Annotated in this window: 9 protein-coding genes; 7 read left to right on the top strand and 2 right to left on the bottom strand. The window is 74.6% G+C overall.

Features of this window, described 5'->3' with window-relative positions:
* Positions 1-116: 116 nt before the first annotated feature.
* Positions 117-1,844 (bottom strand): serine/threonine-protein kinase, encoded by a 1,728-nt coding sequence (locus AC3EUJ_RS04525; RefSeq protein ID WP_431959616.1) that lies wholly within the window; start codon positions 1,842-1,844, stop codon positions 117-119.
* Between the two features lie 375 nt (positions 1,845-2,219).
* Between AC3EUJ_RS04525 and AC3EUJ_RS04520 the strand changes: the two genes are divergently transcribed.
* The 5 genes from AC3EUJ_RS04520 (at position 2,220) to AC3EUJ_RS04500 (ending at position 11,517) form a co-directional block, all read left to right on the top strand.
* Positions 2,220-5,303, top strand: a complete 3,084-nt coding sequence (locus AC3EUJ_RS04520; protein ID WP_431959615.1) for an FtsK/SpoIIIE domain-containing protein — start codon at positions 2,220-2,222, stop codon at positions 5,301-5,303.
* 218 nt (positions 5,304-5,521) lie between these two features.
* The gene (locus AC3EUJ_RS04515; RefSeq protein ID WP_431959614.1) at positions 5,522-6,907 is read left to right on the top strand and encodes an ABC transporter substrate-binding protein; all 1,386 of its coding nucleotides are present in this window, start codon (positions 5,522-5,524) and stop codon (positions 6,905-6,907) included.
* 81 nt (positions 6,908-6,988) lie between these two features.
* Positions 6,989-8,266, top strand: a complete 1,278-nt coding sequence (locus tag AC3EUJ_RS04510; protein WP_431959613.1) for a carbohydrate ABC transporter permease — start codon at positions 6,989-6,991, stop codon at positions 8,264-8,266.
* Entirely contained in the window at positions 8,263-9,183 is a 921-nt protein-coding gene (locus AC3EUJ_RS04505) for a carbohydrate ABC transporter permease (protein ID WP_431959612.1), read from the top strand. Before AC3EUJ_RS04510 ends, AC3EUJ_RS04505 begins: the two co-directional genes overlap by 4 nt.
* Positions 9,184-9,303: 120 nt before the next feature.
* The gene (locus AC3EUJ_RS04500) at positions 9,304-11,517 is read left to right on the top strand and encodes a bifunctional glycosyltransferase/CDP-glycerol:glycerophosphate glycerophosphotransferase (RefSeq protein WP_431959611.1); all 2,214 of its coding nucleotides are present in this window, start codon (positions 9,304-9,306) and stop codon (positions 11,515-11,517) included.
* Positions 11,518-11,807: 290 nt separating this feature from the next.
* Here AC3EUJ_RS04500 and AC3EUJ_RS04495 read toward each other — a convergent pair whose 3' ends face one another.
* Entirely contained in the window at positions 11,808-13,907 is a 2,100-nt protein-coding gene (locus tag AC3EUJ_RS04495) for a bifunctional glycosyltransferase/CDP-glycerol:glycerophosphate glycerophosphotransferase (protein ID WP_431959610.1), read from the bottom strand.
* Positions 13,908-14,045: 138 nt separating this feature from the next.
* Here AC3EUJ_RS04495 and AC3EUJ_RS04490 point away from each other — a divergent pair, with 138 nt between their 5' ends.
* Positions 14,046-17,750 (top strand): bifunctional glycosyltransferase/CDP-glycerol:glycerophosphate glycerophosphotransferase, encoded by a 3,705-nt coding sequence (locus AC3EUJ_RS04490; protein WP_431959609.1) that lies wholly within the window; start codon positions 14,046-14,048, stop codon positions 17,748-17,750.
* Between the two features lie 24 nt (positions 17,751-17,774).
* Positions 17,775-19,923 (top strand): bifunctional glycosyltransferase/CDP-glycerol:glycerophosphate glycerophosphotransferase (locus AC3EUJ_RS04485; RefSeq protein ID WP_431959608.1); only part of this gene is annotated, 2,149 nt, incomplete at its 3' end.

Below are 19,923 nucleotides of genomic sequence, written 5' to 3'. Positions count from 1 at the left end.
GCCTCACGGGAAGGTGACGGTGCGCCAGCGACGCCGACGCCACCGGCGCACCGGCAGGCACGGCGCGGTCAGTGCCCCACGCCGTGCCCGGGCGGTCTCGCCGCCGTACCGCCGTACTACGGGGTGTTGCCGGAGCCGCCCGACGATCCGCCGAGGCCCGAGACCCAGTCCCAGAAGTTCTGGACGCCGTCGCTGACGGTGCCCCACAGGCTCTTGCCCGTGTCCAGCCACTCCGGGACCGGGGTGAGGTACCAGACGAGCACGACGATCACGATCAGGACGATGATCATCGTGAAGCAGCCCTTGAGGCACCCCAGGCCCGGGATCCTCATCGGGTTGGCGCTGCGCGGGCGCGGCTCGCGGTGCGGGGCCGGCTCGGGCGCGGACGGCCGCTGGGGCTCGTACCGCTGGTGCTGCGGCTGCTCATAGCGCGGCGCGGGCTGCTGGGGCCGCGGCGCGTACTGCTGCGGATGCGGCTGGGGCGCGTAGGCGGGCTGCGCCGGCTGCCGGTACTGGGGCTGCTGCGGCCGCTGCTGGTACGCCTGCGGGGGCTGCGGCTGCTGCTGCTGCTGCGCGGCCTGACGGCGAGGCCTGCGGCGCAGCGGGTCCTGCTCCGGGTCCAGGTACTGGATCTCGGTCTGCTCGGCGCGCGCACGCGCGCGGTTGAGCTGCGACTCCCACGGGTGCGGGCCCTGCGGGGCACCGGCGTCCGGATGCCCGTCCGGCACCGGCGGCATCACGCGGGTGCCGTCGCCGGACGCGGCCGGTGCCGAGCCGCCGGGGATGACCCGGGTCGCGTCGGCCGTGCCCGCCGCGGACGCGGGCAGGACGCTGGTGGCGGCATTGGGGTCGTACGCGTCGTATGCGCCGGCCGGCGACCGGTTCGGCAGCACCTGGGTGGGGTCGGCCGTGCCCGGCGGGACGAGCGGGGTGTCCGGGACGGTCGCGGGGGCCGGGTCCGGCGCGAGCAGCGCGGCGACGCCGAGCGCCGCCTCTGACTGCGCCGGGGAGGAGTGCACGCCCACGCCCGCCGCGACGACGCGCAGGGCGCGCGCCAGGTTCTGCGCGCTGGGCCGCTCGCCGGGCTCCTTGCGCAGGCAGCGCTCGATGACCGTCCACAGCGGCTCGGGCACGGTGGAAGGGCGGCGCGGCTCCTCGCTCAGGTGCTGGTGCAGCACTTCGAGCGCGCTCTCGCCCCTGAAGGGCGGGCGGCCGGTGACCAGTTCGTACAGGAGGATGCCGGCACCGTAGATGTCCACCGCCGAGGTCTGCGGGCGGCCCTGGGCGGACTCCGGCGCTATGTAGGCGGGCGTGCCGACGAACTCGTGGGTGCGGGTGACGCCGGGCGAGTCCGCCAGCCGTGCGATGCCGAAGTCGGTCAGCATCGGGTGCATCTGCTGGGTGCCGTCCGGGCCCGCGACGGTGGCGAGCAGGACGTTGGCGGGCTTCAGGTCCCGGTGGACCACGCCGTCGGCGTGGCTGGCGGCGAGCGCGTCGGCCACCGCGGCGGTCAGCAGGGCGCCGCCGACCGGCGAGAACGGGCCGTTCTCGCGCAGGTGGCGGTAGAGGTCGGGACCCTCGACCAGATCCATCACCAGGGCCAGCAGCTCACCTTCCACGACCAGGTCGCGGACCCGGACGATGTGGGGGTGGCGCAGCCGCAGGAGGACCGAGCGCTCGCGGAGGAAGCGCATGACGATGTCGGGATCGCCCGCCAGCTCCTCCTTGAGCACCTTGATCGCGACGGTCTCGCCGGTGTCCCGCACCTGGGACCGCCACACGGTGCCCGTGGCTCCGCGCCCGAGCGGCTCCACCAGTTCGTATTTGCTGCCTACCGGCCGCACGTTCGCGCTCCCTGGATCTTGGCCTGGTCCGTGGCCTGTTTCGCCCACTGTAGTGCCGCCACGTGGGAGCGGGGCTGCGTTCCGGTACGGGGCGGGTGTGGGGTTATGACGCGGGGTACGGTCGTTTGGTTGCTCTTTCCGCCCAATGCTGACCATTCAAGATCGCAAAGATGGGCACCGGCGGCAAGCTGTCGGCGGCGAGTGGGAGGATGCGTCTCGCGGATCGCGTATCGCCGGGCAAGCGGGCCAGTTGGGCCGGCTGAGCAAGGCGAGCCCGCCGTTCCGCTCTTGTACGTGTCGACGTCCCGGGCACGGCGGGGTGGGGCCGGGGGCCCGCGCCGCGGTGGATCCGGGCAGAAGGGACCGTGGACGGAGATGCAGATCCGGCTGACCGTTCTCGGGCCGCGCGGCGGCCGCGCGGCGCGCTCCTGCGACGTGCTCGTCACCGCGCCGGCGGGCACGCCCCTCGGTGCCGTGGCCGGCGCCCTCGCGTCCGGCTCGGGCGGCTCCGGCCAGCCCGCGCGGGCCGGCAAGTCCACGCCCCCGCTCTACGCGGGCAGCGAGCGACTGGACCCGGCCACCGCCGTGCTCGGGGTGCCACCGCTGCTCGACGGCGCGGTCCTGTCGCTGCACGCCCCCGCCGACGGGCACGAGGGCGGCCGCCCCACGGCCGCCGCCCGGCTGCACGTCGTCGGCGGGCCCGACGCGGGCGGCGTCCATCTGCTGCAGGGCGGCCGGATCCGGGTCGGCCGGTCCGTGGACGCGGACGTGCCGCTGGACGACCCTGACGTCTCCCGGCTGCACTGTGCCATCACGGTGGACGGCGAGGGCCGGGTCACCGTCGCCGACCTCGGCTCCACCAACGGCACCGCCCTCGACGGCGCTCCCGTGGGCGAGCGCGCGGTCCCCTTCCCGGCCGGCGCGCTGCTGCGGATCGGCGAGTCGACCCTCCGGCTGGAGCCGGCGCCCCCGGGCTCGGCCGTCCCTGCGCCGCCCGCCTCCGTCCCCGCCGTCCCCGACGCCGAGGGGCACCTGCAGGTGACCCTCCCCCCGGCCTCCTGGCCGGAAAGCGGCCGCGTGGTGACCTGGTGTCCCGCCCCTCCCGCCGACGCCACCCCGCAGCGGTCCGCCGCGCGGGAGGCGGCGCCCGCCGACGGCCCGACGACCACCGGCACCGGGTCCGGGGCCGTCGGGGTGGACTCCCCCGCCGCGCCGACGCCCGAGCAGGCCCCGGCGGATGCGGCGCAGGGCACCCCCGCCCGGCGCGACACCCCGCAGCGCGGCCTGTCCGAGCAGACCCGTACGGTCGCGCTGCCCCCGGGCCGCCGCGGCGGCGGGCGGGCCGCGGAGGCCGGCAGCCGGATGGCCGGCGCCATAGGGAGCTGGGCCAGGCGCCTGACCACCGGACGCGGTGACCCGGACGCCGCCGGCGCCGGGGGCGGGACGACGTACGACCGGACCGACGCCGCCGCGCTGCGCGAGCGCTGGCCCGATCCCGCCGCCGTCCTGCTCACCGCGCTCGGGCCGGGCCCGCGGCTGTGGGAGCGCGCCCCCGGCCATCCCGACCTGCTCACGCTCCGGCTCGGCACCGCCGACCTGACCGCCGAGGACGGCTACCGGACGCTGCCCGCCGTGCCGTTCACCGTGGACCTGCGCGACCCGCACACCCATGTGCTGGGCCTCGCCGGGCCGCGTCCGCGGCTGTCCGGGCTGGCCCGGGCGGTGATCGCCCAGCTGTGCGCCCTGCACGCGCCCGGCGTGCTGGAGGTCGTCCTGATCAGCGCCGACCGCTCCCGCCCCGCCGAGCAGCGGGCCGAGGAGTGGGGGTGGCTGTACTGGCTGCCGCATCTGCGCCCGGCACACGGCCAGGACTGCCGGCTGCTCACCGCGACGGACCGGGAGCAGGCCGAGGCCCGCGTCGCCGAGGTGGTCCGGCGTATCGAGGAGGGGCCGCTCGGCACGGGCTGGGCGACCGCCACCCCCGAGGAGGTGGCCGAGGCCGCGGCACGCCGCGAGGGCCCGTACACCCTGCTGGTGATGGACGGCGACCCGGGCTCGGCCTATCTGCGCGAGGCCGCCGGCCGGATCGCGGCCGCCGGGCCGTCGGCCGGGGTGCACCTGCTGTGCCTGGCCGAGAGCCCGGAGCGGCTGGCCGCCCGGTGCGGTGCCGTCGCCGTGCTGGAGGGCGACGTCGCGACGACACTGCGGATGGAGCCGCACGGCCCGGAGCACATGACGATGGAGGCGGTGTCGGCGGCCTGGGCCGAGCGTTTCGCACGGGCTCTTGCCCCACTGCGCGAGGGCGAGGCCGCGGCGCCCCGCCGTACGCGCTCCGCGCTGCCGCCCACGGCCCGGCTCCTGGACGAGCTGGACCTGGCGCTCGCCACCCCGGCGAAGATCGCCACCCGCTGGGCCGAGCCCGCTCCCTCCGGTGGTGCCGCCGCGGCCGTCCTGGGCACGGGACCGGAGGGCCGGGTGCTGGTCGACCTGGTCACCGAGGGGCCCCACCTGCTGGTCGGCGGGGCCGCGGGCGCCGGCAAGACCGAGCTGCTGCGCTCGGTGGCCGCCGCCCTGTCCGCGGGCGAGCGGCCGGACCGGCTGGCCCTGATCCTCGTCGACGGCGCCGGGGCGGAGCGCGGCGAGGGGCTGCGCGCCTGCACCGACCTGCCGCACGTCTCCACCTATCTGGCCGCCTCCGACCCGGTGCGGATGCGCGAGTTCGCGCAGGCGCTCGCGGCGGAGCTGAAACGCCGTGACGAACTGCTGGACGGAGCGGACTTCGGGCAGTGGCACGAGCGCCGCCGGCTGCCCGCGGTGCCTCGCCAGGCCGAGCCGGGCCACGCCCCGGCCGGTGCCGCGGACCCGCAGGTGCGCGGCGCGGTGCGGGTACGGACCCGCACCACCGAGCCGCTGCCCCGGCTGGTCGTCGTGGTCGACGACTTCGACGCCCTGGTCGCGCCCGCGCTCGGCAGTCCCGGCCGGCCCGCCGCGGGCTCGGTGGTCCGCGCGCTGGAGAGCGTGGCGCGCGACGGCGAGCGCCTCGGCGTCCACCTGGTCGCCGCGACCGGCCGCCCGGAACGCACCGCGGGCACCGACACCGACGACGCGGCGCGGCTGCGGATCGCACTGCGCACCGAGGAGCCGGAGTCGGCCGCGCTGCTGGTCGCCGTCGAGGAGCCGGCGACCGTCGACGACGACCTGCCGGGCCGCGGTTACCTGCGCCGGCCGGACGGGGCCGTCACCGCCTTCCAGGCCGGCCGGGTCAGTGGCCGGATCCCGCGTACCGCGACTTTGCGGCCCACGGTGGTCCCGCTGGAGTGGGACCGCATGGGCGATCCGCCGGCGCGCCGGCCGGTCCGCGAACTGGGCAACGGCCCCACCGACCTCGCCCTGCTGGCCAGTGCCCTGCAACGTGCCGCGGAGTCCGCGGCGGCCGATCCGGCGCCGCCGCTGCTCTGACCGCCCCGTTCCGGTACCCCGTTGGCCCGTCCGGTCACATGACGGTCACGATCCAACGCCCGCGCGCTGAGGCGCTATTGCGGCGGTTATCAGACAGGGCGTAGGACTGAACGCGCAACAGCGGATGACGCGGGGACGGGACGCCCGGCGCAGCTGCCACGGCCATGCGGCGGGCTGCCACCGCGGCGCGGGTCCGCGCTGAGGGGATGGGCAGGCAGATGCGGACATCCAGCAGGCGCACGCGACGTACACGACGAACGGTCGTCGCCGCTTTGGCGACAGCCGCCCTGGCGCTGACGGCCGCCGGGTGCGGCGGAGGCGACGACGACAAGGGCGACCCCGGTGGGGGCGGGAGCAGTTCCGGCGCGAGCGGGAGCGTCTCACTGCCGGACCTCAAGGGCCAAAAGCTCGAGGTCGCGGCGGTGTGGACCGGGCCGGAGCAGAAGAACTTCCAGAAGGTGCTGGACGAGTTCACCAAGCGGACCGGGGCCGAGGTCGGCTTCGTGCCCACCGGCGACAACGTCTCCACCTTCCTCGGTACGAAGATCGAGGGCGGCCGGCCGCCGGACGTGGCGTTCCTCCCGCAGGTCGGAGTGTTGCGCCAGTTCGCGCAGAAGGGCTGGCTGAAGCCGCTCTCCTCCGACGTCCAGGCACAGCTCGACAAGAACTTCACCACCGGCTGGAAGGACCTGGGCGCGTACGAGGGCAAGCAGTACGGCGTCTACGCCAAGGCCGCCAACAAGTCGCTGGTCTGGTACAACACCGCGGCCTTCGAGAACGCCGGGATCTCCGGACCGCCGGGAAGCTGGGACGACTTCCTCCAGACCGCCGAGACCCTCTTCGAGTCGGGCACTCCCCCGGTATCGGTGGGCGGCGCGGACGGCTGGACCCTGACCGACTGGTTCGAGAACATCTACCTCTCCCAGGCCGGCCCGGAGAAGTACGACCAGCTGGCCGAGCACAAGATCAAGTGGACCGACCCCTCGGTGAAGGACGCGCTCACCACACTCGCCCAGCTCTTCGGCAAGAAAGACCTGATCGCCGGCGGGCAGAACGGCGCGCTCAAGACCGACTTCCCGAAGTCCGTGACGCAGACCTTCACCGGCAACCCGCCGAAGGCCGCCATGGTCTACGAGGGCGACTTCGTCGGCGCGTTCATCGGCGACAACACCAAGGCGAGGGTGGGCGAGGACGCCAAGGTCTTCCCCTTCCCCGCGGTGGGCTCCGGCAAGGCGCCGGTGGTCAGCGGCGGTGACGTCGCCGTGGCGCTGAAGGACGGCAAGGGCGCGCAGGCGCTGCTGGCCTTCCTCGCCTCCACCGACGCGGCGCAGGTGTGGGCCTCCTCGGGCGGCTTCGTCTCGCCGAACAAGTCGCTGGATCTGTCGGCCTATCCGAACGAGGTCTCGCGGTCGATCGCCCAGGGCCTGATCGCGGCGGGCGACGACTTCCGCTTCGACATGTCCGACCAGGCCCCAGCGGCCTTCGGCGGCACCGCGGGCAAGGGCGAGTGGAAGGACCTGCAGGACTTCCTGCGGAACCCCTCCGACGTCGCCGGCGCGCAGGCCAAACTGGAAGCGGACGCCGCCAAGGCGTACGCCGGCTAGGCGGCCGCGATGGCGACGGCGGCCACGGCGAAGGGGCCGGCCGCTCCCGGCGGCGCGCCCCCCGCCCGCGGCAGGAGCGTCATGGGCACCAGGCGCTGGGTGGCGGGACTGTTCCTGCTGCCCGCGCTGGTGCTGCTGGGCGCGCTGGTGGTGTACCCCATCGGCTACACCACCTGGCGCAGCCTGTTCGACAAGGCCGGCTCGGATTTCGTCGGCCTGCACAACTACGCCGCGGTCTTCGGCGACGACAGCACCCTGACGGCGCTGCGGAACACCGCGATCTGGGTGGTCGTGGCGCCGGTGCTGGCCACGGCCCTCGGGCTGATCTTCGCGGTGCTCACCGAGCGGGTGAGCTGGGGCACCGCCTTCAAGCTGGTCGTCTTCATGCCGATGGCCGTCTCGATGCTGGCCGCCGGGATCATCTTCCGTCTGGTGTACGAGCAGGACCCGGCGCGCGGCGCGGCCAACGCGGTCGTGGTCGGTGTCCACGACACCTTCGCCGAGTCCTCGGCGTACCCGGGGGCCCGGCCGCGGCCGGACGGCTCGCTGGCCGCCTCGGGCGGCGGCTCGTTCACCACGCGGGACGCCGCCGGGGAGGGGACGGCTGTCGGGCTGCCGCTGATCGGCATCCCCGCGGCGAAGCTGCCCGCGGACACCGCGCAGGCCCGGCAGGCCGCCGCCGGGCCGGGGGTGACCGGCACCGTGTGGCTGGACTTCAAACCGGGCGGCGGCGGCAGGCCCGGGGTGATCGACGCCGGTGAGAAGGCGCTGGAGGGCGTGAAGGTCGAGGCCGTGCGGGACGGGCGGGTGGTGGCCTCCGCCACCTCCGGCACGGACGGCACCTTCGCGCTGCCCGCCTCGGCGGCCGGGGCACAGTTGCGGCTGCCCGCCTCGAACTTCGCGGAGCCCTACAACGGCGTCGACTGGCTCGGCCCCACCCTGGTGACGCCCGCCATCATCGGGGCCTACCTGTGGATGTGGGCGGGCTTCGCGATGGTGCTCATCGCGGCGGGCCTGGCCGGGGTGCCGCGGGAGCTGATGGAGGCGGCGCGCATCGACGGCGCGGGCGAGTGGCAGGTCTTCCGCAGGATCACCGTGCCGCTGCTGGCACCGGTGCTGGTCGTGGTCGTCGTGACCCTGATGATCAACGTGATGAAGATCTTCGACCTGGTCTACATCATCGCGCCCGACACCTCGAAGGACGAGGCCAACGTACTGGCCCTGCAGCTGTATCTGTCGTCCTTCGGGGCCGGCAACGACCAGGGCGTGGGCAGCGCGATCGGTGTGATCCTGCTGCTGCTCGTCGTCCCGGTCATGGTCTTCAACATCCGCCGACTGCGCAGGGAGGCCCGACGATGACGACCGTCGCAGGCACAGCGGAACCGGCGGGCCCGGCGCGGGCGCGGGCCACCGCGGCCGCCGTCCGGCAGTCCTTCGCCTCGCGGGTCGCGGCCCGCACCGGCGGCGGGGTGCTGCGGGTGTTCCTCGTGCTGGTGGCCCTGTTCTGGCTGATGCCGACCGTGGGGTTGCTGATCTCCTCCTTCCGGGGTCCGGTGGACATCGCCGGCTCCGGCTGGTGGAAGGTCTTCACCACGCCCTCGCAGCTGACCGTCACCAACTACCGGGAACTGCTCGGCAACGACACCGTCACCTCCTCGCTGGTCAACACCGCACTGATCACGGTGCCCGCCACGCTGCTGGTGGTGGTGATCGGGGCGCTGGCGGGCTACGCCTTCGCCTGGATGGAGTTCCCGGGGCGGGACTGGCTGTTCCTCGTGGTGGTGGGGCTGCTGGTGGTGCCGGTGCAGATCGCGCTCATCCCGGTGGCGAAGCTGTTCGGCCAGATCGGGATCTTCGGCGACATCATCGGCGTGGTGCTCTTCCACGTCGGCTTCGGCCTGCCGTTCGCCGTCTTCCTGCTGCGCAACTTCTTCGCGGAGATCCCGCGGGAACTGCTGGAGGCGGCACGGCTGGACGGCGCGGGCGAGCTGCGGCTGTTCGCCACCGTGATCATGCCCCTGGGCGGCCCGGCGATCGCCTCGCTGGGCATCTTCCAGTTCCTGTGGGTGTGGAACGACATGCTGGTGGCGCTGATCTTCTCCAACACCGGCTCGCAGCCGATCACGGTCGCCCTGCAGCAGCAGGTCCGGCAGTTCGGCAACAACATCGACGTCCTGGCACCGGGGGCCTTCGTGTCGATGGTGGTCCCGCTCGTCGTCTTCTTCGCCTTCCAGCGCCAGTTCGTCTCCGGTGTCATGGCGGGCGCCGTGAAGTAGCCCCGTGAAGCACCGCAGGTCAGGGGCAACACTCCGTCGCCGGACGGGTCGCCGTACGCGGCGCATGCCCGGGATATAACGGGCATACGCCGCGTAAGCCGACATTACGGATGTGCTGCCTTGCCCCGGTTCAGCGTCATCGTGCCCGCCCACAAGGTGCAGGCCTACCTGCACGAGTGCCTGGAGTCCGTGCTCGGCCAGAGCTTCTCGGACTTCGAGGTGATCGCCGTCGACGACCGCTCCCCCGACGCGTGCGGTGCCATCCTCGACGCCTTCGCGGCCCGCGACCGCCGGGTGACCGTCCTGCACCTGAAGGAGAACGTGGGCCTCGGCCCGGCCCGCAACGCCGGGACGGCCCGGGCCACCGGCGACTACCTGCTCTTCCTCGACAGCGACGACGTCCTCGCCCCCGGCTCCCTGCAGGCCGTCGCCGACCGCCTGAAGGAGACCGCCGAACCGGACGTGCTGGTCTACGACTACGCCCGCACCTACTGGGACGGCCGCGTCGTGCGCAACCAGCGCGCTCCGCTGCTCGCCCAGGACGGACGCCCCGCCGGGCCCCTCGACGACCGCCCCGAACTGCTGCGGCTGCTGCCGGTCGCCTGGAACAAGGCGTACAAGCGGGACTTCGTCCAGCGCCGGGGCCTCGCCTTCCCGCCCGGCTGGTACGAGGACGTCCCCTGGACCTACCCCCTGCTGCTGGCCGCCCGCAGCATCGCGGTGCTCGACCGGGTCTGCGTGCACTACCGCCAGCGCCGCCGGGGCAGCATCCTGCGCACCACCAGCAGCCGGCACTTCGACGTCTTCGACCAGTACGACCGGGTCTTCGCCTTCCTCGACCGCAATCCCGCCCTCGACGGCTGGCGGCCGGCCCTCTTCAGCCGGATGACCGACCACCTGCTGGCGGTCTACAACACCCCCGGCCGGCTGCCCCGCTCGGCCCGGGGCGTCTACTTCCAGCGCTGCGGCGTCCACTTCCGCCGCTACCGCCCGCAGGAGCCCGGCCCGCGCGCGCACGGCGTCCCCGGCGCCACCCGGCGGCTGCTCGTACGGCTCGGCGCGCGGCAGGTCTTCGACGCCGTACGCACCGTCAACGCGCTGCGCAGGAAGCTGCGGCGGCTCGCGAAGGACACCTCCCGGGCGGCCCGGGAGGCGGCCCTGCGGCTGCACTACCGGATCCAGCGGCACCGGCCCCTCGACCCGGACCTGGCCGTCTTCGCGGCCGGCCGCTACGCCGGGTACGGCGGCGACCCCGCCGCCCTGGAGGCCGCCGTCCGCGAGCTGGCCCCGCACATCCGCACCGCGTGGATCACGACCCCGGCGAACGCGCGCACCCTGCCGCGCGGCGTTCGCCGGCTCCAGCCCGGCTCGCCCGCCTACTGGACGGCGCTGGCGCGCGCCACCTACCTGGTCAACGACGTCAACTTCCCGCACGCCTACCGCAAACGGCGCGGCCAGGTGAACCTCCACACCCACCAGGGCACCCCGCTCGGCCGCATGGGCCTGGACGTCCAGGGGCACCCGGCCGCCTCGGCGGGCCGGGACTTCGCCCGGATGCTCGCCCACACCGACCGCTGGGACTTCTGCCTGTCCGCCAACCCGCACTCGACGGTGGTCTGGGAACGGGCCTACCCGGCCGGCTACACCACCCTGGAGCACGGCCGGCCCGGCAACGACATCCTGCTGCGCGCCGACGCCGACGACGTGCGCCGGATCCGCGCCGGACTCGGCATCCCGCCGGAGTCCACCGCGATCCTGTACGCGCCCGCGCACCGCGACTACCGGCGCGGCTTCCACCCGCCCGTCGACCTGGTCCGGCTGGCCCGCGAACTCGGCCCCGGCCGCGTGGTCCTGTACCGCGCGCCGGACGGTCACCGCGGCGCGGCCACGCTGCCCGAGGGGCTGCCCGACACCGTGCTGGACGTCTCCGCCCATCCCTCGCCCCAGGAGCTGTGCCTGGCCGCGGACGCCCTGGTGACCGACTACTCCCCCCTGATGTTCGACTACGCGGCCCTCGACCGCCCGATCGTGGTCCACGCCGAGGACTGGACGGCCTACCGGGCCGCGCGCGGCACCTACTTCGACATCACCGCCGAGGCCCCCGGGCCGGTCGCCCGAAACGAGGACGAACTCCTGTCCATCCTCACCACGGACACCTGGCGCGGTCCCCGTTCGGCCCAGTTGCGGGCCGCGTTCCGGGCCCGCTTCTGCCCGTACGACGACGGCCGTGCCGCCGAGCGGGTCGTACGGCGGGTCTTCCTCGGCGAGGACGGCGGGCAGCCCGCCGTCCTCCCACCGGAGCGCCGCACCCCGGCCCCGGCGGCACGCCCGTAGCCGCACGGGCACGGCCCGGCGTCACCGGGCCGGTGCCCGGGGGCATGAGGCGATCTCGTCCGGAGCGCGCCGCCCGGACACCGTGCCCGCGACCTCGGCCGGCGGTGTGCGCCCGGCGGGTGAGGCACGGACCTCGGCGCCCCCGGGCTCCGCATCACTCCGCAGCGTGCGGACGGGGCACCAGGCCCGCCGCACGGGCGCCGCTTCGGGCCCGCGACGGATCCTCCTCGACCCCGGCGCCGAGTCGCGGCCCACCGGGTGGAGGACGGCGCTCCCCGTGGCGCCGGGGCTCACCCGGGCGGCGGCGCCGGGGTGCGCTCGTCCGGCTTGAGGACGGGAAGCAGATCCGGCTCGCCCAGCAGCACGCGCCGTACGACACGCTCGGACGCCCGCCCGTCGTCCCAGGGGCAGAAGCGGGCCCGGAAGGCCGCCCGCAGTTCGGCGGCCTCGGGCGAGGCCCAGGTGCCGGAGCGGAAGGCGGTGGCGACCGCGGCCTCGTCGCGGGCGACCACGCCCGGGGTCTCGCCGGGGCGCCCGGAGACCAGGTCGAAGTAGACCCCGCGGGCGGCCCGGTAGACCTCCCAGTCGGCGGCGTGGACCACGATCGGGCGGTCCAGGCCGGCGTAGTCGAACATCAGTGACGAGTAGTCGGTGAGCAGCGCGTCGGAGGCCAGGCACAGCTCCTCCAGCGGCGTGTGCGCGGAGACGTCCAGCGCCCCCTCCGGCAGCGCCGCGGGGGCGGCTCCCGGGTAGAAGTAGTGCGCGCGGACCAGCACCACGTACTCCCGCCCCAGCGCCCGGCACAGCCGTGCCAGGTCCAGCTGCGGGACGAATTCCCGCTGGTAGTCGCGGTGCGTGGGGGCGTACAGGATCGCCCTGACCCCGTCCGGGACGCCCAGCCGGGCCCGGATCCGCCGCACGTCGTCGGCGCCGGCGGTGAAGTAGGCGTCGTTGCGGGGGTAGCCGGTGGGCAGCGTCAGGTAGCCGCCGGGGTAGACCCGCTCCCAGATCTCGCTGGAGTGGGGGTTGGCCGACAGCGAGTAGTCCCACTGGTCGGCGTGCTCCAGCAGGCGGCGGAAGCTCATGCCCCTGGCCACCGCCGGGTGGGCGCGCAGGTCCATGCCCATGTGCTTGAGGGGGGTGCCGTGGTGGGTCTGCAGGTAGACCTGGCCGGGGCGCTTGACGACCTCGCCGGTGAAGTTGGCGTTGTTGACCAGGAAGCGGGCGCGGGCCAGCAGCTCCCAGTAGCGGCGGGAGTTCACCTCCACCGAGTCGGCGCCCTCGGGGACGGCGTCCCGCCCGTCGCGCCGTACCACCCACACCCCGTGCAGGTGCGGGGCGAGCTCGCGGGCCTTGTGGTAGATCGCCGCGGGACTGCACAGCACCCCCCGGTTCCAGTACGCGGCGTAGACCACCAGCTCGTCGTCGAGCGGGCGGCGGCGTTCCAGGGCGTACCAGCGGCGGTACACCTCGCGGGCGGCGGCGTTGCGGCGTACGCGCAGCCGGTGGGCGGCCCGGGCACGCAGCTCCGCGGCACGGTGGGCGGCGAAGGTGCCGGGCAGCCCGGCGCGGCGGAAGAAGGCGGCGCGGTCCTGCGGGCGCAGCCGCCCGGGGTCGTCCAGGACGGCACGCAGCCGCCGGTCCCGCTCGGCGCGCAGCACCGGCAGGTCGTGCCGGGCCAGCAGGGAGTCGTACCGGTCGGCCAGGGCGAGGTGCTGCGGGCCAGGCGTGCTGGAGAAGCTGCCGTGGCGGCGCCTGCGCCAGGTGACGCAGACCCGGTCCAGGCAGGCGATGCGCGGGGCGGCGAGCAGCATCTCGTAGGCCACCGGGACGTCCTCGTACGGCCCGGCACCGAAGCCGAACCCGCCCCAGTAGTCGCGCCGCACCACCCGGTTCCAGGCGGCGGGCAGGACGGTCAGGCACTCGGGGCGCTCGGTGGCCCGGAAGACGGCGTGCCCGGCGAGGGCGGCGGCGTGCAGGAAGGGACCGTCCTCGCTCTCCGCGCGGTGCTCCCACACGTCGAGCTCCTCGTGGTCGAAGAGCAGCACCTCCGGGTCGCCGGTGGACCGCAGCCGTGCGTCCAGGGCGGCCAGGGCGCCGGGCGCGAGGAGGTCGTCGGCGTCGAGGAAGAGCAGGTAGTCGCCGCTGGCGCGGGCCGCCCCCGCGTCCCGGGCCGGGCCCGCGCCGCCGTTGCGGGGCTGCCTGAGCGGGAGCACTCTGGAGTCTGCGGCGGCGACCTCGTCGACGACGGCGGCCGATCCGTCGGGCGAGCAGTCGTCGACCGCGATGAGCTCCAGGTCCGCGTACCGCTGCCCGAGCACCGACTCCAGGCACGCACGGACGTAGCCCTGGACCTTCCATACCGGGACGATCACGCTGAACCGAGGCATAGGGCCGAGCGTAAGCAGGACTGGACCCCGGCGCCCGGTGGATCACCCGAAAGGCGCAGGCGAGGTGACCGAGAAGGCGGTCACGAGTTGAACCCCTCGTCCCCCTGTCGCCCTCGTTCCGGAAAGGGCCACGTCACCATGGTGTCGCGCACGCCCCGCCTCACTGTCGTCGTTCCGGTCCACAACGTCGAGAGCTGGCTGGAGGAGTGCCTTCGCTCGGTGGCCGCGCAGACCTTCGACGCCCTCGACGTGGTCATGGTCGACGACGGCTCCACCGACTCCAGCCCGGAGATCGCCCAGGACTTCGCCGACCGCGACCCGCGCTTCCGCCTGGTACGGCAGGACAACGGCGGCCTCGGCCACGCCCGCAACACCGGCACCCGCCACGCCGACCCGCGCACCGAGTACCTGTGCTTCCTGGACAGCGACGACATCCTCCCGCCGCGCGCCTACCAGAACCTGGTGGGGCTGCTGGACGGGTCGGGCTCGGACTTCGCGACCGGCAACGTGTGGCGGCTGACCGCAGACGGCCGCAGCCAGGCCTGGCAGCACCGGGACATGACCCGCACCGTCACCGGCACCCACATCACCCGGGACCTGAGCCTGCTGTCGGACCGGGTCGCCTGGAACAAGGTCTTCCGCCGCTCCTTCTGGGAGCGCCACCACCTCGCCTTCCCCGAGGGCGTGCTCTACGAGGACACCCCGCTGACCATCCCCGCGCACTTCCTCGCCGACGCCGTCGACGTGGCCCACGAGCATGTGTACTACTGGCGGATCCGCGAGGGCTCCATCACGCGGCGCCGCACCGACGTCAAGGGCGTGCGCGACCGGATCGCCGCCGTCGACCACGTCAGCCGCTTCCTCGGCGACCCGGCCCGCACCCGCTGGACCTCCTTCAAACGGGCCTACGACCGCTCGGTCCTCACCGACGACCTGCTGTACTTCATCGACGCCCTGCCGATGGCCGGCCCCGAGTACCGGCGGGTCTTCATGGAACGCTGCCGCGACTGGCTCACCCGGGTCGACCCCACCCTCTTCCCTGAGCTGCCCGCGGGGCTGCGCATCAAGTGGCACCTGATCGTCAAGGACCGCCTCGACGACCTGCTGGCGGTGCTCGACCATGAGCAGCGCAACTCCGCCGGCTTCGGCGTCACCGGCCCGCCGCTGCGCAAGCGGGCGGTGCTGCGCGGCGCCGACGGCGGCCGGATCGCCCTGCCGGCCTCGGCCGCCCGGCTGCGGCGCTCGGACTTCCCGGTCCGGGCTCGGGTGCGCGAGGTGGTGCGGGAGAACGGACGGCTCGTCCTGCGCGGCTACGCCTACCTGCGCAACATCGACGCGGACCGCAAGGGCGCCGCGCACATCACCGCCGTCGCCGTCCATGGCCACGGCCGCCGGTCCAAGGTGGTGCTGCTGCCGGTCAGGGTCCGGCAGGAGCCCGTCGCGACCCTCAACTCGCGCCAGGAGGAACACTGCTACGACTGGTCGGGCTTCGAGATCACGATCGACCCGGCGCGGCTGACCACCGGCCGCCGCCAGGGCGAACCGCGGGCCGGCCACTGGCGGCTCGGGGTGATCGTCGCGGCGAAGGGGGTCATCCGCAGGGCGGCCCTGCGGGCCGCGGACGCGGGCTCGGGGGCGTCCCCGCCGTCGTACGCGGCCGGCGGCGGCATGCGACTGGTGCCGTACTACCGGCGGGGGCGGCTGCACCTGTCGGTGGAGCCGGAGGTGCGGCGGCTGACCGGGCACCGGGCGACCGGCGACGGCGCCGCGGTGGAACTGGACTTCACGGGCGCGCCGCAGGCGACGCGGGTGCGGCTGACGCACTCCGCGACGCCCACCGTGCTGGAGTACCCGCTGGAGCCCGTGGCGCGGGGGGAGGCGGACGACGGCGGCCGCCGGGCCCGCGTGCCCCTCGCCGACCTGGCGGCCGCCCGGTCGGCGCTGGACGCCGGGCCCAAGGAGATCCGCCCCGAGGACACCGACAGCTGGGACGTGGCGCTGCTGAGCCCCGGGCACGCCGACCCCGTCCACCTGGACGGCGCGCTGCCCGCCGGGCACTACGACCTGGGCACCGACCCCCGCCTCGGCGGGACACCGCGGCGGTTGCTGGTCGAGGCGAAGGCCTCGGGGAAGCTGGTGCTGCGCGACCGCACCCCGCAGCCGGTGGCCGACGCCATCGGCTGGACCGCCGAGGGTGCCCTGGTCGTGGCGGGCCGCCTCGCGCCCGGCTCCGCCCCCGGTCCGGCCGAACTGGTGCTGCGCCACGGCACGCACCGCGTGGAGCACGCCGTCCCGGTCCAGTCCGACGGTCCGCCGGGACGCCGGCCCGGCTTCCCGTCGCCGTCAAGCGCCATCCTGCCGTTGCCGCCGGGGCCGGAGGGGGCGTCGCCGGGGCCGGAGGACGCCGCGGGGCCGGGCCCGTACGAGGGGCGCCGTTTCACCGCCACCCTGCGCCCCGGCACGCTGGAGTCCCTCGCCGGCACCGTCCCGCTGCCCGCCGGCCGCTGGTACCTGCACCTGCGCGACGGGGCCGGCGCGGAAGCTCCGGTACGGGTCGCGCCCGGGGTGTTCGAGGCGCTGCCGATGGCGGCGGAGGCGGGCGGCAAGTCCTTCTCCGTCGACCGGCGCTTCCACGACCGGCTGTTCCTCGACGCCCGGCCCACCGTGCCGGAGCCGCAGCGCGGCCCGTACCGGCAGCGGGTGCTGCGCGAGAGCCACCACCCTCGCACCCGCGCCCTGCCGCGCCGCGAGGCGGTGCTCTACAGCGCCTTCGACGGACGGGCGTACGGCGACTCTCCGCGCGCCGTCCACGAGGAGTTGCTGCGCCGCCGCGCGGCCGACGGCCTGGAGCACCTGTGGGTGGTCAGGGACGGCCAGGCTCCCCCGCCGGCGACCGCGCGGCCGGTCGTGCTGCACAGCGCCGCCTGGTACGAGGCGCTCGCCCGCTGCCGCTACGTCGTCACCAACACCCACCTGCCGCCGTGGTTCACACGCCGCCCGGACCAGACCGTGCTGCAGACCTGGCACGGCACGCCCCTCAAGCGCACCGGCCGGGACCTCGCCGGGACCCTGTGCGCGGACCTGGTGCACCTGCCCCGCCCGCCGCGCGACCCGGGCGCCCAGTGGAGCCTGCTGCTGTCGCCGAACGCGTACAGCACCCCGCTGCTGCGCGCCGCGCTCGGCTACGACGGACCGGTCGCCGAGACGGGACTGCCCCGCACGGACGTGCTCTTCGCCGACGACCGCGACAAGGTCGCCGCCGCGCTGCGCGACCGGCTGCGGATCCCGGGGGACCGCACCGTCGTGCTCTACGCGCCCACACGCCGCGATGACCTGGCGTACGACGCCGAGCACTACCGCATGTCGCCCCACCTGGACCTGGCGGAGGCCGAACGCGCCCTGGGCGCCGACCACGTGCTGCTCTTCCGCTCCCACCCCCTGGTCGCCGACCGCGTCCGCACCCCGCGCTCCGGGTTCGTGCGCGACGTGTCCTGCCACCCGGACGTGGCGGAGCTGCTGCTCATCGCCGACGTCCTGGTCACCGACTACGCGTCACCGGCGGCCGACTTCGCCAACACCGGACGCCCTATGCTCTTCCTCGTCCCCGACCTGGAGCACTTCCGCGACACCCTGCGTGGCTTCTACCCCGACTTCGAGGCCCAGGCCCCGGGCCCGCTGCTGCAGTCCACCGCCGAACTGGCCGGCGCGCTGCGCGACCTGGGCACCGTGGTCCGGCACAGCGCCGACGCGTACGCGCACTTCCGGGCGACCTTCTGCCACCTCGACGACGGCGGCGCGGCGGCCCGAGCCGTCGACCGGCTGCTCGAACCCGACCGTCACTGACCCCTGAGGGAACCCAGGATCCACATGCCCCGCTTCTCCGTCATCGTCCCGGTCCACAGGGTGCAGGGCTATCTGCGCGCCTGCCTCGACTCGGTGCTGTCGCAGTCACTGCCCGACCTCGAGGTGATCGCGGTCGACGACCGTTCGCCGGACCACTGCGGCCGCATCCTCGACGAGTACGCGGCCCGCGACTCCCGGGTGATCGCGCTGCACCACGAGGAGAACCTGGGCGTGGGGCGGGCCCGCAACACCGGTGCCGAGCGGGCCACCGGCGACTACCTGCTCTTCCTCGACGGCGACGACACCCTGGCCCCCGGTTCCCTGGAGGCGGTCGCGGAGCGGCTGAAGCAGGACGGGGACCCGGACATCCTCTACTTCGACCACGTGCGCACCTACTGGTGGGAGGCCGCCGAGAAGAGCGTCTTCGGGGAGCTGCTCGCCTCGGCCGGCACCGAGGTCTTCCGGATCACCGAACGCCCCGAGTTCCTGCGGCTGTTCGCGATGACCTCCAACCGGGTCTACCGCCGCGCCTTCTACCGGGGGCACGGTTTCTCCTTCAGCGACGGCATCTACGAGGACGCCCTCCTCTCCTACGTCACGATGCTCAGCGCCGAGCGGATCTCCTGTCTGGCGCGGGTGGTGCTGGAGTACCGGCAGCGGCGCAGCGGTGCCAGCACCCGCAGCCCCGGCCGCAACCACTTCGTCATCCTCGACCAGTACACCCGGCTCTTCGACTTCCTCGACGCGCCCGGCCGCGAGCACCTCGCACCACTGCGGCCGATGCTGTTCGAGCGGGCCGTCAGCCACCTCCTGTTCTGCCTCGGCAACCCCGGCCGGATCCCGCCGCGGCTGCGCGGCGAGTTCTTCCGGCTCGCGGCCCGCTGGTACGCCCGCCACGTCCCGGAGGGGTTCGTGCCGCCAGCGGACAAGGCCGCCGGCTGCCGGCGGCTGGCCCGCGGCAGCTGGCTGCTTGCCCGGCTGGGCGACGTTGCGCGCGGGGCCCGCAAGGAGCTGTCCCGGCGCAGGCGGCGGCTGCGCCGGCAGGTCGCACAGCGGGCCAAGGCCGCCCTGTACGCCTACCACCTGCGGCGACCGCTCGACCCCGGCCTCGCGGTGTACTCGGCGTACTGGGACCGCGGTGTGTTCTGCAACCCGGCCGCGATCTACCACAAGGCGCGCGAGATCGCCCCGGGCATCCACGGGGTGTGGCTGGTCCGCAAGTCCGACGTACCCCGGGTGCCCAAGGGCGTGGACTACGTCGTGCCGCGCACCCGGCGCTACTGGCGGTTGATGGCCCGGGCCACGTACCTGATCAGCAACGTCAACTTCCCCAACGACATCCGCAAGCGGCCCGGCAGTATCCATCTGCAGACCCACCACGGCACCCCGCTGAAGAAGATGGGCATCGACCAGCAGCGCTACCCCGCCTCGGCCAAGGGCATGAGCTTCCGCCGCCTGCTGGAGCGGGTGGACCGCTGGGACTACAGCCTGTCCTCCAACCCGCACTCCAGCGAGATCTGGGAGCGCGTCTACCCCTCCTCCTGGCAGCACCTGGAGTCCGGCTACCCGCGCAACGACGTCTTCCTGACCGCCGGCGCCGCCGAGGTCGCCCGCGCCCGCACGGCCCTGGGCATCGCCCCCGGCCGCACCGCGGTCCTGTACGCGCCGACGACCCGCGACTACCAGCGCAACTTCGTGCCGCGGCTGGACGTGGAACGAGTGTGCCGGGCGCTCGGCGAGGACTTCGTCCTGCTGACCCGCATCCACTACTTCCACGGCGAGGACCCCCGGCTGAAGGCGCTGCACGACGAGGGCCTGCTGGTGGACGTTTCCCGGCACCCGTCGGTCGAACAGCTGTGCCTGGCCGCCGACGCCCTCGTCACCGACTACTCGTCGATCATGTTCGACTACGCGCTCCTCGACCGGCCCATCGTCGTCCACGCCGACGACTGGCCGGTCTACCGGGCCAGCCGCGGCGTCTACTTCGACCTGCTGTCCGGCGCGCCCGGCGAGACCCCCGGCGCGGTCTCCACCAGCGACGACGAGCTGATCGCGGTCTTTCGCGACGGCGCCTGGAACAGCCCGGAGGCGGCCGTCCTGCGCGAGGCGTTCCGCCGGCGCTTCTGCGCCTTCGACGACGGCCGGGCCGCCGAGCGCGTCGTGCGGCGGCTCT

Source organism: Actinacidiphila sp. bgisy160, assembly GCF_057707815.1.
The sequence above is the reverse complement of the archived record's forward strand: the minus strand, read 5'-3'. Positions and strand labels throughout refer to the sequence as shown.

What these genes read in the sequence shown, in the direction of transcription:
- AC3EUJ_RS04520 (WP_431959615.1), top strand. Translation starts at nt 2,220, where the DNA reads ATGCAGATCCGGCTGACCGTTCTCGGGCCGCGCGGCGGCCGCGCGGCG.
- AC3EUJ_RS04515 (WP_431959614.1), top strand. Translation starts at nt 5,522, where the DNA reads ATGCGGACATCCAGCAGGCGCACGCGACGTACACGACGAACGGTCGTC.
- AC3EUJ_RS04510 (WP_431959613.1), top strand. Translation starts at nt 6,989, where the DNA reads ATGGGCACCAGGCGCTGGGTGGCGGGACTGTTCCTGCTGCCCGCGCTG.
- AC3EUJ_RS04505 (WP_431959612.1), top strand. Translation starts at nt 8,263, where the DNA reads ATGACGACCGTCGCAGGCACAGCGGAACCGGCGGGCCCGGCGCGGGCG.
- AC3EUJ_RS04495 (WP_431959610.1), bottom strand. Translation starts at nt 13,907, where the DNA reads ATGCCTCGGTTCAGCGTGATCGTCCCGGTATGGAAGGTCCAGGGCTAC.
- AC3EUJ_RS04490 (WP_431959609.1), top strand. Translation starts at nt 14,046, where the DNA reads ATGGTGTCGCGCACGCCCCGCCTCACTGTCGTCGTTCCGGTCCACAAC.